12 protein-coding genes and 1 riboswitch are annotated in these 14,645 nt (G+C 69.7%); of the genes, 4 read left to right on the top strand and 8 right to left on the bottom strand.

The genetic code is table 11. The annotated features are described in order from the left end of the window. Positions 1-73: 73 nt before the first annotated feature. The 8 genes from ACLJWH_RS22755 to ACLJWH_RS22720 form a co-directional block, all read right to left on the bottom strand. Positions 74-1,237, bottom strand: a complete 1,164-nt coding sequence (locus ACLJWH_RS22755; RefSeq protein ID WP_411143587.1) for an ABC transporter ATP-binding protein — start codon at positions 1,235-1,237, stop codon at positions 74-76. Continuing rightward, on the bottom strand, positions 1,234-2,295 hold the full coding sequence (locus ACLJWH_RS22750; protein WP_411143769.1) for an ABC transporter ATP-binding protein: 1,062 nt from the start codon (positions 2,293-2,295) through the stop codon (positions 1,234-1,236). The genes ACLJWH_RS22755 and ACLJWH_RS22750 overlap by 4 nt, the downstream gene beginning before the upstream one ends. Positions 2,296-2,444: 149 nt before the next feature. Next, positions 2,445-3,455: an ABC transporter permease gene (locus ACLJWH_RS22745; protein ID WP_411143586.1), complete on the bottom strand. Its 1,011-nt coding sequence runs from the start codon at positions 3,453-3,455 to the stop codon at positions 2,445-2,447. 72 nt (positions 3,456-3,527) lie between these two features. Beyond that, positions 3,528-5,282 (bottom strand): ABC transporter substrate-binding protein, encoded by a 1,755-nt coding sequence (locus ACLJWH_RS22740; protein WP_411143585.1) that lies wholly within the window; start codon positions 5,280-5,282, stop codon positions 3,528-3,530. 112 nt (positions 5,283-5,394) lie between these two features. Further along, the gene (locus tag ACLJWH_RS22735; RefSeq protein WP_052856349.1) at positions 5,395-6,393 is read right to left on the bottom strand and encodes an ABC transporter permease; all 999 of its coding nucleotides are present in this window, start codon (positions 6,391-6,393) and stop codon (positions 5,395-5,397) included. 378 nt (positions 6,394-6,771) lie between these two features. Then, positions 6,772-7,569: an enhanced serine sensitivity protein SseB C-terminal domain-containing protein gene (locus tag ACLJWH_RS22730; protein ID WP_411143584.1), complete on the bottom strand. Its 798-nt coding sequence runs from the start codon at positions 7,567-7,569 to the stop codon at positions 6,772-6,774. Between the two features lie 59 nt (positions 7,570-7,628). Beyond that, positions 7,629-8,426: an enhanced serine sensitivity protein SseB gene (locus ACLJWH_RS22725; RefSeq protein WP_411143583.1), complete on the bottom strand. Its 798-nt coding sequence runs from the start codon at positions 8,424-8,426 to the stop codon at positions 7,629-7,631. 140 nt (positions 8,427-8,566) lie between these two features. Continuing rightward, a complete protein-coding gene (locus tag ACLJWH_RS22720; protein WP_411143582.1) occupies positions 8,567-9,265 on the bottom strand; it encodes an AAA family ATPase in 699 nt (232 codons plus the stop codon). A 219-nt stretch (positions 9,266-9,484) separates the two neighbouring features. Continuing rightward, positions 9,485-9,580: riboswitch (glycine riboswitch) on the top strand. A gap of 152 nt (positions 9,581-9,732) precedes the next feature. Here ACLJWH_RS22720 and gcvT point away from each other — a divergent pair. The 4 genes from gcvT (at position 9,733) to ACLJWH_RS22700 (ending at position 14,592) form a co-directional block, all read left to right on the top strand. Next, positions 9,733-10,860, top strand: a complete 1,128-nt coding sequence (gene gcvT, locus ACLJWH_RS22715; protein WP_411143581.1) for a glycine cleavage system aminomethyltransferase GcvT — start codon at positions 9,733-9,735, stop codon at positions 10,858-10,860. A gap of 112 nt (positions 10,861-10,972) precedes the next feature. Next, a complete protein-coding gene (gcvH, locus tag ACLJWH_RS22710) occupies positions 10,973-11,350 on the top strand; it encodes a glycine cleavage system protein GcvH (RefSeq protein WP_052856354.1) in 378 nt (125 codons plus the stop codon). A gap of 73 nt (positions 11,351-11,423) precedes the next feature. Further along, on the top strand, positions 11,424-12,683 hold the full coding sequence (gene glyA, locus ACLJWH_RS22705) for a serine hydroxymethyltransferase (protein ID WP_411143580.1): 1,260 nt from the start codon (positions 11,424-11,426) through the stop codon (positions 12,681-12,683). Positions 12,684-12,879: 196 nt separating this feature from the next. Further along, positions 12,880-14,592 (top strand): APC family permease, encoded by a 1,713-nt coding sequence (locus ACLJWH_RS22700; RefSeq protein WP_411143579.1) that lies wholly within the window; start codon positions 12,880-12,882, stop codon positions 14,590-14,592. The last annotated feature ends 53 nt before the right edge of the window (positions 14,593-14,645 follow it).

Below are 14,645 nucleotides of genomic sequence, written 5' to 3'. Positions count from 1 at the left end.
GTCGTGGAACAACCGCGCCGACTCTGCACTCTCCCGCTCCGTCCTGCCCGGGACTTTGCCAATTCCTCAGGCGTTACCCGTCAGTTGCCGCCTGGCCCGCCGCCTTCGCACCGGCCGGAGCCACGCTCTCACCGGGCTCCAGCTCCGGGTGGTGGCAGGCCACCTGGTGACCGGTCCGCAGCGCGACCAGCGGCGGCTCGGTCGTGGCGCACTCCTCCGTCGCCTTCCAGCAGCGGGTACGGAACCGGCAGCCGGTGGGCGGGTTGATCGGCGACGGCACATCGCCCTTGAGCAGAATGCGGTCACGGTCGGTCCGCCGCTTGGGGTCGGGCACCGGCACCGCGGACATCAGGGCCTTGGTGTACGGGTGCATCGGCGCGCCGTAGAGCGACTGCCGGTCGCCCAACTCCACGATCTTTCCGAGGTACATGACCGCGATCCGGTCCGATACGTGCCGGATGACCGAGAGGTCGTGCGCGATGATGACGTAGGTCAGGCCCAGCTCCTCCTGGAGGTCGTCCATGAGGTTGACGACCTGCGCCTGGATGGAGACGTCCAGCGCGGAGACCGGCTCGTCGGCGACCACCAGCTTCGGCTTGAGCGCCAGCGCCCGTGCGATGCCGATGCGCTGCCGCTGACCGCCGGAGAACTCGTGCGGATAGCGGTTGTAGTGCTCCGGGCTCAGGCCCACCAGCTCCAGCAGCCGCTGCACCTCCTTCTTGACCCCGCCCTCGGGCTCGACGCCCTGGAGGCGGAAGGGGGTGCTGACGATCCCGCCGATGGTGTGCCGCGGGTTCAGCGAACCGTACGGGTCCTGGAAGATCATCTGGATGTCGCGGCGCATCGGCCGCAGCTTGCCCGTGGACAGATGGGTGATGTCCGTGCCCTCGAACTCGATGGCACCGCCGGTGGGCTCGTCGAGACGGGTGATCAGCCGGCCCATCGTCGACTTGCCGCAGCCGGACTCGCCGACGACGCCGAGCGTCTCCCCGGGCCGGACGTCGAAGTCGATGCCGTCGACCGCCTGCACCGCCCCGACCTGCCGCTTGAGCAGGCCCTTGGTGATCGGGAAGTGCCGGACCAGACCGCGCACCCGCAGCAGCGGCTCGGCGTCCTCGGCGGGCTGCCGCGGCGTGCCGGACCCGTCCGGACCGTCCTTCCGCCCCCCGGCCGCCGTCTTCCCGGCCGCCTGCTGCGGCGGGATCTTCTTGCTCTCGTCGTCAGTCGTCTCGGTCACAGCCTCGGCGCAATCTCTTCGGTCCAGATACGCTCCCGCTCCTCCTGCGTCATGTGGCAGGCGGAGAAATGCCCGCCCGCGACCTGGCGCAGTTCGGGGCGCACCGTGCGGGTGACATCGTCCTTGGGGACATCCGCGTACGGGCAACGGGGGTTGAAGGCACACCCGGACGGCACGTTGATCAGGCTGGGCGGCGATCCCTTGACGGGGATGAGCCGGTCGGTCTGATCGCGGTCGATCCGCGGCATGGAGCCGAGCAGGCCCCAGGTGTACGGGTGCTGCGGCGCGGAGAAGACCTCCGCCGCCGGTCCGCGCTCGACGCACCGCCCGCCGTACATCACCAGCAGGTCGTCCGCGAGCTCGGCGACCACCCCCAGGTCGTGGGTGATGATGATGACCGCCGAGCCGAACTCCTTCTGGAGATCGCGGATCAGGTCCAGGATCTGCGCCTGGACGGTGACGTCCAGCGCGGTGGTCGGCTCGTCCGCGATCAGCAGCTCGGGGTTGTTGACCAGCGCCATCGCGATCATGGCGCGCTGGCGCATACCGCCGGAGAACTGGTGCGGATGGTCGTCCACCCGCTTGTCGGGCTGCGGGATGCCGACCCGGTCGAGCATCTCGATCGCCCGCTTGCGCGCGGTCTTCTTGTCGACGTCGTGGTGGACGCGGTACGCCTCCACGATCTGCTGGCCGACCGTGTAGAAGGGGTGCAGCGCGGACAGCGGGTCCTGGAAGATCATCGCCATCTCGCGGCCGCGCAGCCGGCGCACCTCGTCCGGATCCGCGCCGACCAGTTCCTTGCCGTCCAGCCAGATCTCGCCGGACATCCGTACCTTGCTGCGCTGCTGGCGCGAGGCGCGGTGCAGGCCCATCACGGCGAGCGAGGTCACGGACTTGCCGGACCCGGACTCGCCGACGACGCCGAGCGTCTTGCCCTTCTCCAGGCTGAAGGTGAGCCCGTCGACGGACTTGACGATGCCGTCGTCGGTCGGGAAGTGCACCTTCAGATCCCGCACTTCGAGGAAGGCGGTGGGCGGCGCGGCGGCCCCGGCCGCCACCGGCTCCGCCGCCTTGCTCCCCTTCGCGGCCTTTTCAGCCTTTTCTGGCTTGGCGGCCTTTACCGCCTTCTCGGCCTGCTCGGTCTTCGCGGCCTTTTCGGTGTTCGCGGCCTTCGCGGCCGGCTCGGTCTGGTTCTCGGAGGAGTCGGTCACGAGAGCCTCACCCGCGGGTCTACGGCGGCGTACAGCACGTCCACCACCAGGTTGCAAAGGACGATGAAGAACGCGGCGAGCAGCGTGACACCGAGGACCTTCGGCAGGTCGTTGTCGGTGATCGCCTGCACCGCGAAGGCCCCGACTCCCTGGAGGGAGAAGACCTGTTCGGTGATGAGCGCACCGCCCAGCAGCAGGCCCAGGTCCATACCGAAGACCGTGATGATCGGGGTGAGCGCCGCCCGCAGACCGTGCCGTACGACGACCTTGCGCTCGTGCAGACCCTTGGCCCGCGCGGTGCGGATGTAGTCCTCACCCAGCGTCTCCATCATGCCCGCTCTGGTGAGGCGGGCGTAGAGCGCCGAATAGAGGAAGGCCAGCGTGACCCAGGGCAGAACCAGGGTTCTCGCCCAGAGGAACGGATTCTCGAACAGCGGGATGTAGTCGCTTCGCTCGAAGATCGGCCATTGATAGGTGAACAGGGCCAGCGCCAGGGCGCCGGTGAAGAACATGGGGAGCGAGACGCCGGCCAGGGCCACACCCATGGAGAGCCGGTCGAAGACCGAGCCGGGGCGGAGCGCGGAGATGACGCCGGTGGTGATGCCGGAGACCAGCCAGACGACCGCCGCACCGAAGGCCAGCGACATGGTGACCGGAAGGCGCGACTGGATCTCGGGCCAGACCTCGATATGGGTCTTGAAGGAGTATCCGAAGCACGGCACGTTGCAACGCGCCGCTTCCGGGCCGAACTTGTAGTCGACGCCGACGAAGATGCCCTTGAGGAAGTCCCAGTACTGCTCGTACACGGGCTTGTCCAAGCCGAGGTTCTTCTTCACCGCGGCGATGTCCGCGGGTGTGGGGGCCTTTCCGATGTACTGCTGGGCAAGCTGGTCAGTGGTCTGCCCGGCGAGCTTCGGCAGCAGGAAGAAGATGCCGAAGGTGACCGCGCTGACGATCAGCAGCAGGATCACCGCGCTGATCAACCTGCGGATGATGTACGAGAACACGGGGATGCGGCGTCGGTGCCCGCGAGCCACGGAGGCCCGCGGGCACCAATGCCTTCACCTGCCTTCCGGGGCTTACTTCTTGACGCCGACGTTGAGGTAGTCGTACTGCCCGCTGTACGCGGAGGTCGACACCAGGTTGGTGGCCTTGGGAGAGCGGTAGTTCAGGACCTTGAAGTAGGTGAGCGGAACGATTGCGGCCTGCTCCATCGCCTTCTTGTCGACCTCGGCGTACGCCTTCTCCCGCGCGGTCTTGTCGGTGTTGGCGATCGCGGTGTCCAGGAGGTTGTTGATCTCCGGGTTGTCCAGCTGCGACAGGTTGGAGATGCCGGAGGTGCCGATGGCCTTGCCGTTGAGGATCTGCTGGAGGTAGCCGTAGCCGGTCGGGAAGTCCGCGCCCCACTGCATCATCATCAGGCCGACGTTGTTCTGCTTGGTGAACTCCGGCACACCGGCGTAGTCCGAGAAGTACTTGCTGGAGGGGTACTGCTGGATCTTGGCGGTGATGCCGATCTTCTTCAGCGAGTCGATGACCGAGGTCGCCGCGTCCACCTCTTCCTGGCGGTCGCTGCGGGCCAGGATGGCGGTGGTGATCTTGCCGGCGCCGCACTTGTCCCAGTGCTTCTTGGCCTCGGTCAGGTCCAGCGCGCCACCGGAGTACTTCTGCGGGTACAGGTCGAACTTCTGGTAGCCGTCGATGTCGGTCGGCAGGACGGTGGAGGCGATGTCACCGCGGATCGGGCCGCCCAGCGCCGTCTGCACGGCCTTCTTGTCGATGGCGTACTCGACGGCCTTGCGGCACTCGACGTTGTCGAACGGCTTCACCTGGGTGTTGATCGCCGTGTAGGACAGCCGCTGCCCGAGGGCGTTGTCGGTGTTTTCCTTGTCCTTGGAGTTCGTCAGGAGCTGCGCCTGGGTCTGCGCGTCCACACCCTTGCCCGCCAGGTCCAGGTTCGTGGCACCGGACTTGAGGTCCTTGTCGATGGTGGACTGGGCCACCTTCAGCTTCAGGGTGATCTTTTCCGGCAGCTGCTTGCGCAGCGGGTCCGTGGCGGCCGACCACTGCGGGTTGCGCACCAGGGTGAGCTGCTTGCCCTCTTCGTAGCTCTCGAACTTGTACGAACCGGAGGAGACAACCGACTTGGTGTAGTCGGCGCCCTTGTCCTTGGCCTGCGGGACGGGGGCGGTCTGCGGCGCGCTGACCAGGTAGTCGAACTCCGCGAACGGCTTCTTCAGGTGGAAGATGAGGGTCTGCTCGTCCGGGGTCTCGATGGACTTCAGGCCCTCCTTGCTCTTGTCCTTGTACGGGCCCTTGTAGCCGCCCTCGTTGTCCTCAAGGAACTGCTGGAAGTAGTTCGGGCCCAGGGAGAGGGTGTCGCGGGCGAAGTTGCTGCGCTCGATCGCGTACTTGACGTCCTGGGAGGTGACGGCGGAGCCGTCCTCGTACTTGACGCCCTTGCGGAGCTTGTACGTCCAGGTCTTGCCGCCGTCGCTCGGCTTGCCCATCGACTCGGCGAGGTCGGGGGTCAGCTCGTTGCCCTTCGGACCGGGGCCCGGCTTGAAGGTCGTCAGCGAACGCGCGTAGAGGCGGCTGAAGTTGTAGACGAAGGCGTAGTACGTGTTGCCCGGGTCGAAGGACTCGGGCGCGTCGCTCATCTCGTAGTTGAGCGTGCCGCCCTTCTCGTCCGAGACGTTGACGATCCCCTGGGTGGCGGCGTTCGCCTTCGCGGACCCGCCGCTGCTGGAGCCGCCGCCCCCGCTGCAACCGGCCAGCAAGAGGCCGGTACTGGTGATGGCCGCTATCGCCGCGACCGGAGCTGACCTTCGCATGATGGTCTGTGTCCCCTTCGTTCGTCGAGAACCGTTGAAACCGTCGAAACCGTTCAAAAGTCCGGAAAAGCTGAAAACTGGTGGAAGCTTCTGGGCAGATGCCCGGCAGGCGTCAGCGGCTGCGCGGGTCCAGCGCGTCCCGCAGACCGTCACCGAGCAGGTTGAACGCGAGCACGGTGACAAAGATGGCGAGACCGGGGACGATCATGTACTGAGGGTCGACCTCGTAGAACTTGACCGCCTGGTTGAGCATGCCGCCCCAGGATGCCTGGGGCGGCTGGATACCGACGCCGAGGAAGCTGAGGGCCGCCTCGAAGAGGATGTTGGAGGGGATCAGCAGCGTCGAGTAGACGACGATCGGGCCCACCAGGTTGGGCAGCAGTTCCCGGAAGAGAATGAAGGGGCCGCGCGCACCCATACCGCGAGCCGCGTCCACGAACTCCCGCTCGCGCAGCGACAGCGTCTGGGCCCGCACGATGCGGCCCATATAGGGCCAGTTGAAGAAGCCGATCACGAAGATCAGCACTCCGAGGTGCAGCGGCAGACCGCTCAGCCCGAACGCACCGCCCTGGAGCGAGGCGGAGATCGCAATGGCGAACAGCAGCAGCGGGAACGCCAGGAAGACGTCCATCAGCCGGCTGATGACCGCGTCGACCCGCCCGCGGTAGAAGCCCGCGACCACACCGAGGACGGTGCCGATCGCCACGGACAGCAGGGTCGCCCCGAAGGCGACGATCAGCGAGACCCAGGAGCCCTCCAGCACACGGGCCAGCAGGTCACGGCCGAACTTGGGGTCCACGCCCAGTGGGTGGTCGGCGCTCATGCCGCCGAAATCGCCCTTGGGCAGTGTGGTGTTGGGGTCGATCAGCGCCTGGTTCGGGCTGTTCGGGTCCAGGCCCAGCAGGGCCTGGAGGGGGCGGGAGAGTGCGGCGATCGCGATGAGCAGGACGACGACGACGGCGCCGGCCACGGCGATCTTGTCGCGTCGGAAGCGCAGCCAGGCGATCTGGCCGAGCGAGCGCCCCTCGATCCGCTTTTTCTCGACGCCCTGAAGCACCGCTTCCGGCTGCGCCTCGGCAGCCGCCCCGGTGGTCTCGATCGGTGCGGTCACGGTGCCTTTGACCCCTCTCGGCCGACGGTGGCCGGCCCATGCCCGCCGCGGTAGCGGCCTGGTTCACATCACTCTGGCAAGTCGTCCGGGGCACCACGAAAGTTCGCACAACGGAAGTTCGCAGATACCCGCAACGCCTGTCTGCATGGCGTTCGCACTCCGGGTTTAAACCCTGTGCTTGCGGGAGTCTTCATCGGATTCGCGATCAGTCACCAGACCTGACGGTGAATGGATGCGCAACTGTGATGTGGTCCGGGGGTTCCGATATCCGGACAACTGAGGCGGCTCAGCGGACGTATCGACCATGGGAGGGAAACTCAACCACTGGGCGCTCGGGGCGAATTACCCCGAAGCGGCGCGCCGCGGCGGCGGCCCGCGTCAGTAGGGGCGCGGGTATCCGTAGCCGTAGGACGGGGCGGGGGCCTGGCCGGCGGGCCGGCCGTAGTCATCGCGGTCGAAGAACGGGCGCGCCGAGGCCCGCATCCACATCCCGACGGGGTCGTACTCGTCGTTCATCGCGACGGTCGATACGGGCAAACCGTCCGGAACCGCCCCGATGGACTGCTGGATCATCAACCGCACCGCATCCACGGCGACTTGACCGGTGTCGTACAGATCCAGCCCGATCGCCAGATATGGGACACCGAGGGCAGGCTGCACCCAAGCCCGGCGCAACGACCGCACAGCGGGCGTCCGGTGGGCATTTTGGACCAAGAGGGCATAGAACTGCGGGATGTCAAGGGCTGGTTCGGTGATCCGCAGCGGTCCGGCGGGCAGCCGGTCGAGACCCCCGGCGATCCGGCGCAGATCCAGCCACGGGATGCCGACGCCGCCGCCGGGGGCGTGCGGGTTCAGCCACAGCCCCCAGCGGTCGGGGAAGAGCGCGGCGGCGATGTCGGGGCCGGTGACGAGTTCGTGGTCACGGTTCCAGCCGGAGGCGGCGAGTTCGGGCTCGGAGGTCACGCACGGCGCGTAGCCGAGCCCTTCGACCTCCATGTTTCCGTACTGCGCGTCGGGCATCCCGGCCCGGCCGTGCCACAGGAGCATCCAGACCCGGCCGGCGGCGAGAGCGTGCAGCAGCGCTTCGTAGGCGTCGTACCGGCCGGGCGCGACCTGTTGCAGCATCTGCTCGACCTGCCCGGCCGCCGCGGCTCCCTGATGCGCACCCGCGCTCACGTGGTCCGTCCCTTCTTCGGCAGGGCACGTGGGGTGCGCCCGCCCGTCATCCAACCAGCTTACGAGTGGTCCCGGGAGTAGAAGGGCCGCACCCGCTCCAGCATCCGGTCGGCGACCGGGTCGCCCTGCGCGATGTCCAGCATCACCAGCTGCACGGGCCACGGCACCGGCACCGCTCCGAGCGCCCGGCCCAGCGCCGTCAGGACCGCCTGGTGGGCGGTGCCGTCGTGCAGCGCCTCAGGGGCCGTCTCGACCTCGACGCCGACGAACAGCGCGGGCGTGTCGCCCTCGACGCTGGCCAGGGCACGCCGGGCAGTCAGGACAAAACCGGCGGCGGAGAACTCCAGTCCCGCCGCGGCCAGGAAGTCCACCGGCTCGTCCTGCCAGTCCGGTTCGAAGAGCCGCACCCGCCCGCCGGTCGCCGGGCCGTCCGCTTCCGTGCGCCCCGTCCGGCAGAGTTCCGCCACCGCGGGCGGCGGCAGCGGGACGCCGACCGTGCCGTCGGGGTTGACCGCGATACCGAGCTGCGGCGGCAGCCCGCGGGCGAACTCCTGGGCGGGCGCGACGGCGAAGGACATCTGCGGTCCGACGACCCGCCGGAACTCCTGCTCGGAGCTGAAGACCGGGACGTACGCCACGCCGTCGATCCCGAGGGTCGGCAGATCGAGGCCGGCGGCCCCGGGGCCCGCGCTGTCCGGACCGCCGCCATGGGGCAGCGGCACCCACACCCGGCTGCGGCCCAGCACCTCGACGATCCGGCCGCCCGCGCCCGGGTGCCCGAGCGATGCCGAGAGCACCTCTTCGAGCTCGTTCGCGGGCCACGCCAGTTGCGGTATCCCCTGCTCCTGAAAGTTCATGTCCATCCACCCGTTCCCGGCCGCGCTGTCTGGCCAACGACCCTAGCGGCTGGTGGCGGGGTGCGCCGACGACGGACGGGCGCGGACGGCCGCGCCGGGCGCGCGGTCACGGAGCCGGACACCGCGGCGCGCGGCCGCCGCTATTCGAAGGTGACCGTCTCCAGCGCGCGGGCCGCCCGCCGGTCCAGCAGCACCGCCGAGGCGAAGCCGGCCGGCAGCCGGGCCGCCTCCGCCGCGCCGAGCAGCCTGCCCACCGCCCTGCGGTGCCGGGCGAAGGCGTACCGGGAGACGCCGCGCCCCCGGGCCCGCTGGCCGGACCGCGCCGCCTCGGGCGGCACATCGAGCAGCACCAGATGCAGCCCGCGGCCGCCGCGGCCGGCCGCCCGCGCGATCCAGCGCCGCACCCACACCAGCGTCCCGCAGTCGTGCACCACCACGCTGCCGCCGGAGCGCAGCGCGCGGCGCAGCGCGAGGTAGTGGGCGGCCCGGACCAGCGGCCGGTAGAGGACGTACGGCAGCGGGCGCAGCCGGCCGCGCGCCCAGCGGGCGCGGACGTCCTGCGAGTCGATGCGGTGCACCGCCCTGCCGCGCCGGTCCAGGGGCGGTACGGCGCGGCGCATCAGGGTGCTCTTGCCGCTGCCGGGCAGACCGGAGAACACCACGAGGGCGCCCGCGGGGAAGCGCAGTCCGGCCGCGCGCCGGGCCGCGCGCAGTCCCCTCAGGTCCAGGACCCCGGCGCCGTCCGCGGGTCCGCCGGCGGCCGGGGGTGCGGGGGCGCGCCGGGCCGGGGGCAGTGGCGCGGCTCCCGCCGTGGTCGCGCAGGCGGCTTCCTGGTGCACCGTGTTCGCCCTCCCCGTCCGGTGGGGTCCGGAGCGGATCCGTCCCCTGCCGCTGAGTGTAAAGAAAAGGCAATGTCCGGTACGGCGATTCACCGATCCGCCGCCGTCCCGGGCGGGGTGGCGGCCAGGTCTCCTGCATCCGGCGATCCCGTGCAATGATGTCGGCGCCACGTGCACACGAGTGCTCATCCGTGCACGGCCAACTGCATACCGGCCGCTTGAATCCGCGCGGGAGAGTCCCCGGCCGCCACGGCGGGGCGCCGAAGGAGCAAGTCCTCCCTTGAATCTCTCAGGCCCCTATACCGCGCGGGCGAGGCAGATCTGAAAAGCGAGTCACTGCCCGGCTGAAGGGGCGGCTCCACCCAAGGTGCAAACCAGGTTCCGGTCACGGACTCCCGGTGAACCTCTCAGGTTCCGATGACAGATGGGGAGAACGTCTTGTCACCCTTGCCTGGGAGCCCGGAACCATGACTGATGCCCCCCGTCGTACCGCGCTGGACGCCACGCACCGCGCGCTCGGCGCGACCATGACCGACTTCGCGGGCTGGGACATGCCGCTGCGCTACGCCAGTGAGCGCGACGAGCATGTCGCCGTCCGCACCCGCGCCGGCCTCTTCGACCTCTCCCACATGGGCGAGATCACCGTCACCGGCCCGCAGGCCGCCGACCTGCTCGACTACGCGCTGGTGGGCAACATCGGCGGCGTCAGGCCCGGCCGCGCCCGCTACACGATGATCTGCGACGCGGCGGGCGGCATCCTCGACGACCTGATCGTCTACCGCCTCGCCGACCTGGAGTTCATGGTCGTCGCCAACGCCTCGAACGCCCAGGTGGTGCTGGACGCGCTGACCGCGCGGGCCGGCGGCTTCGACGCGGCGATCCGCGACGACCGGGACGCGTACGCGCTGCTCGCGGTGCAGGGCCCCGAGTCCCCCGGCATCCTCAAGTCGCTGACGGACGCCGATCTGGACGGCCTCAAGTACTACGCGGGTCTGCCCGGTACGGTCGCCGGGGTGGACGCGCTGATCGCCCGTACCGGATACACCGGCGAGGACGGTTTCGAGCTGTTCGTGCGGCCCGCCGACGCGGCCGCGCTGTGGGCGGCGCTGACCGTGGCGGGCAAGGACGCCGGTCTCGTCCCGTGCGGCCTGTCCTGCCGGGACACGCTGCGCCTGGAGGCGGGCATGCCGCTGTACGGGCACGAGCTGACCACCGCGACCACGCCGTTCGACGCGGGCCTCGGCCGGGTCGTGAAGTTCGAGAAGACCACCAACGGCGGTGCCTTCGTGGGCCGGGACGCGCTGGCGGCGGCCGCCGCGCGCGCCGAGGTCAGCCCGCCGCGCAAGCTCGTCGGCCTGATCGCGGAGGGCCGCCGGGTGCCGCGCGCCGGCTACGAGGTCGTCGCGGCCGACGGCACCGTCATCGGCGAGGTCACCTCCGGGGCCCCCTCCCCCACCCTCGGGAAGCCGATCGCCATCGCGTATGTCGACGCGGCGTACGCCGAACCGGGCACCGAGGGCGTCGCCGTGGACATCCGCGGCAGCCATGAGGCGTACGACGTCGTCGCGCTGCCCTTCTACAAGCGGCAGAAGTAGCGCCCGGCGCCGAACCCCCGCGCGCGTGCGCGGCGGCGCCGGCGCGCCCGACGCGTCTCACTGGGCAAGACCCCTTTCACGATCACACCACCGCGTACAGGAGAATCAAGACATGAGCAACCCCCAGCAGCTGCGCTACAGCAAGGAGCACGAGTGGCTGTCGGACGCCGCGGAGGGCGTCTCGACGGTCGGCATCACCGAGCACGCCTCCAACGCGCTCGGCGACGTCGTCTACGTGGACCTTCCCGAGGTCGGTACGACGGTCACGGCGGGCGAGACCTGCGGTGAGCTGGAGTCGACCAAGTCGGTCAGCGATCTCTACTCGCCCGTCGACGGCGAGGTCACCGAGGTCAACGAGGAGGTCGTCGGCGACCCCTCGCTGGTGAACTCCGCTCCGTTCGAGGGCGGCTGGCTGTTCAAGGTGAAGCTCACCGGCGAGCCGGACGATCTGCTCACGGCCGACGAGTACACCGCCTTCACCGCCGGCTGAGACCGCTCCGCCGGCCATCCGCCACCGCCCACGTGGAAGCGCTTCGCGCCCCCTGACCCTCCAGGAAAGACTCATGTCGCTTCTCAACAGCTCCCTCCATGAGCTCGACCCCGACGTCGCCGCCGCCGTCGACGCCGAGCTCCACCGTCAGCAGTCCACCCTCGAAATGATCGCGTCGGAGAACTTCGCTCCGGTCGCCGTCATGGAGGCCCAGGGCTCCGTCCTCACCAACAAGTACGCCGAGGGCTACCCGGGCCGCCGCTACTACGGCGGCTGCGAGCACGTCGACGTCGTCGAGCAGATCGCCATCGACCGGATCAAGGCGCTCTTCGGCGCCGAGGCCGCCAATGTCCAGCCGCACTCGGGCGCGCAGGCCAACGCGGCCGCGATGTTCGCGCTGATCAAGCCGGGCGACACCATCCTGGGCCTGAACCTCGCGCACGGCGGGCACCTCACCCACGGCATGAAGATCAACTTCTCCGGCAAGCTCTACAACGTGGTGCCCTACCACGTCGACGAGAAGTCGAACCTGGTCGACATGGACGAGGTCGAGCGGCTCGCCAAGGAGCACCGCCCGAAGCTGATCGTGGCCGGCTGGTCCGCGTACCCGCGCCAGCTGGACTTCGCCGCCTTCCGCCGGATCGCGGACGAGGTCGGCGCGTACCTGATGGTCGACATGGCGCACTTCGCCGGTCTGGTCGCGGCGGGGCTGCACCCCTCCCCCGTACCGCACGCGCATGTCGTCACGACCACCACGCACAAGACCCTCGGCGGTCCGCGCGGTGGCGTGATCCTCTCCACCCAGGAGCTCGCCAAGAAGATCAACTCGGCGGTCTTCCCGGGCCAGCAGGGCGGTCCGCTGGAGCACGTCATCGCGGCGAAGGCGGTGTCCTTCAAGGTCGCGGCGACCGAGGAGTTCAAGGAGCGCCAGCAGCGCACCCTGGACGGCGCCCGCATCCTCGCCGAGCGGCTGATGCGGTCCGATGTGACGGAGGCCGGTGTCTCCGTCCTCTCCGGCGGTACGGACGTCCACCTCGTCCTGGTCGACCTGCGCAACAGCGAGCTGGACGGCCGGCAGGCCGAGGACCGGCTCCACGAGGTCGGCATCACCGTCAACCGCAACGCCATCCCGAACGACCCGCGGCCGCCGATGGTCACCTCGGGTCTGCGGATCGGCACCCCGGCGCTGGCCACCCGTGGCTTCCAGGACGAGGACTTCCGCGAGGTGGCGGACATCATCGCCGAGGCGCTGAAGCCGGCGTACGACGCCGAGTCGCTCAAGGCCCGGGTCACCGCCCTCGCCGACAAGCACCCGCTGTACCCGTCACTGTGACACGTTTCACGAGGTGACCGCGGGAGCCCGCCGGAAAGCCGGCGGGTGCGGGACGAACGGGCCGCGGGCCCGGGGCCGTTGGTCCCGGGCTCGCGGCCCGTCTGCCTGGCTTTTTGCGATTTTTCAGCAAATAAGGTGGCAGTAGCCACTCAATGACGAGCGGCTTTTCCACGACATCAGGACGGACACGCACTCCATGGACATGAGCGCGGGCAACCGGAAGGGGCTCAGCCTCTTCGCCTTGATCATGATCGGCATCGGCTCGATCTTCGGCTCCGGCTGGCTCTTCGGCGCCGGCGCCGCTGCCCAGGTGGCAGGCCCGGCGGCCCTGGCGGCCTGGGTGATCGGCGCGGTCTTCATCGGCATGATCGCCATGTCCTACGCGGAGGTCGGCTCCGCCTATCCGATACCCGGCGGCATGGCCCGCTACGGCCATATCTCGCACGGTCCGGTGCTCGGCTTCATCACCGGCTGGGCGGTGTGGATCGCGGTCGCCTCACTGATCCCGATCGAGTCGATCGCCGCCACCCAGTACATGGCGTCCTGGAACTTCGGCTGGGCCCAGGGCCTGGTCGACCCGGCCGGCCACCAGCTGACCACCGCCGGCGTGGGCGTCGCGCTGCTCCTGACCGTCGCGCTCTGGCTGACCTGCTACTGGTCGGTACAGCTGCTGGCCCGCGCCAACACCTTCCTCACCCTGATCAAGTTCGCGATCCCGGTACTCGCCGTGATCGCCCTGATCGCGTCCGGCTTCCACACCTCCAACTTCACCTCGCAGGGCGGCTTCGCCCCGTACGGCTGGCCCGCGGTGCTCACCGCCGTCACCACCTCCGGTGTCGTCTTCGCCTTCAACGGCTTCCAGGCCGTGGTCAATCTCGGCGGCGCCGCCAAAAACCCCGGCCGGGCCATCCCGATCGCCCTGGTCGGCGCGCTCTCGCTGGGCCTGGTGATCTACCTGGCGTTGCAGACCGCCTTCCTGGGCGCCGTACCGCCCGAGCAGCTCGCCCAGGCCGGCGGCTGGCAGGGCGTGAACTTCAGCTCGCCCTTCGCCGACCTCGCCAAGCTGCTGATGCTGCACTGGGTCGTCACGATGCTCCAGTTCGGCGCGTTCATCTCGCCGGCCGGCTCCAACATCGCCAACGTCGCGTCCGCCGCGTACATGGTCAAGAACCTCTCCGAGACCGGCTTCTTCCCCAAGAAGCTGGCCGCCGTGCACCCCAAGTACGGCACCGCGCGCCCCGCGATGTGGCTCAACCTCGGCTTCTCCTTCCTTCTGCTGGTCACCGTCGGCCACAGCTGGCAGGCCCTGGCCAGCGTGATCTCGGCCGCCATGGTCATCTCGTACCTCATCGGCCCGATCGCGGTCGGCGTCTTCCGGCAGACCAAACCGGAGCTCCCGCGCCCCTTCCGGCTGCCCGCCGCCAAGATCCTCTGCCCGGTCACCTTCGCCTTCGCCGCCTGCGCCCTGTACTGGTCCAAGTGGCCCGACACCGGCAAGGTCGCGCTGCTCACGCTGGTCTCCGTACCGATCGCCGCGATCGTCCTGCGCCGCAAGGGCGAGCGGAACCTGCGCCGGCAGTTCGCCCCCGCCTGGTGGATGGTCGCCTTCCTGCTGTGGATGGCGCTGCTCTCGGCGCTCGGCAGCACCGAGTTCGGCGGCCGGGGCACCATCCCCGGCGGCCTGGACATCGCCCTCGTCGCCCTCTCGGCCCTGGCCTTCTACTTCTGGGCGGTCCGCGCCGGGGTCAAGGCCCACCAGGCGGGTCTGCCGGGCCCGGACCCGGTCATCGACGGCGCGGACGCCGCACCGGCCGCGGACGGCAGGGCCACCGCTCCGGCCGTGACCGGCGAGGCCGCGCCGGCACCCTCCGTTTCCCCCGGCGACGGCCGCCCGAAGACCTCCGTCTGACGGCCTGTGCCGTCTCCGGGTTACGCTCGACAGTCGGCGCAGAAACGTACCTT

Source organism: Streptomyces sp. x-80 (assembly GCF_046549095.1).
Classification (GTDB): domain Bacteria; phylum Actinomycetota; class Actinomycetes; order Streptomycetales; family Streptomycetaceae; genus Streptomyces; species Streptomyces celluloflavus.
The sequence above is the reverse complement of the archived record's forward strand: the minus strand, read 5'-3'. Positions and strand labels throughout refer to the sequence as shown.

Bases quoted from the DNA above. Each gene is read 5' to 3' on its own strand.
- ACLJWH_RS22740 (WP_411143585.1), bottom strand. From the start codon at position 5,282: ATGCGAAGGTCAGCTCCGGTCGCGGCGATAGCGGCCATCACCAGTACC.
- ACLJWH_RS22725 (WP_411143583.1), bottom strand. From the start codon at position 8,426: ATGAACTTTCAGGAGCAGGGGATACCGCAACTGGCGTGGCCCGCGAAC.
- gcvT (WP_411143581.1), top strand. From the start codon at position 9,733: ATGACTGATGCCCCCCGTCGTACCGCGCTGGACGCCACGCACCGCGCG.
- gcvH (WP_052856354.1), top strand. From the start codon at position 10,973: ATGAGCAACCCCCAGCAGCTGCGCTACAGCAAGGAGCACGAGTGGCTG.
- glyA (WP_411143580.1), top strand. From the start codon at position 11,424: ATGTCGCTTCTCAACAGCTCCCTCCATGAGCTCGACCCCGACGTCGCC.
- ACLJWH_RS22700 (WP_411143579.1), top strand. From the start codon at position 12,880: ATGGACATGAGCGCGGGCAACCGGAAGGGGCTCAGCCTCTTCGCCTTG.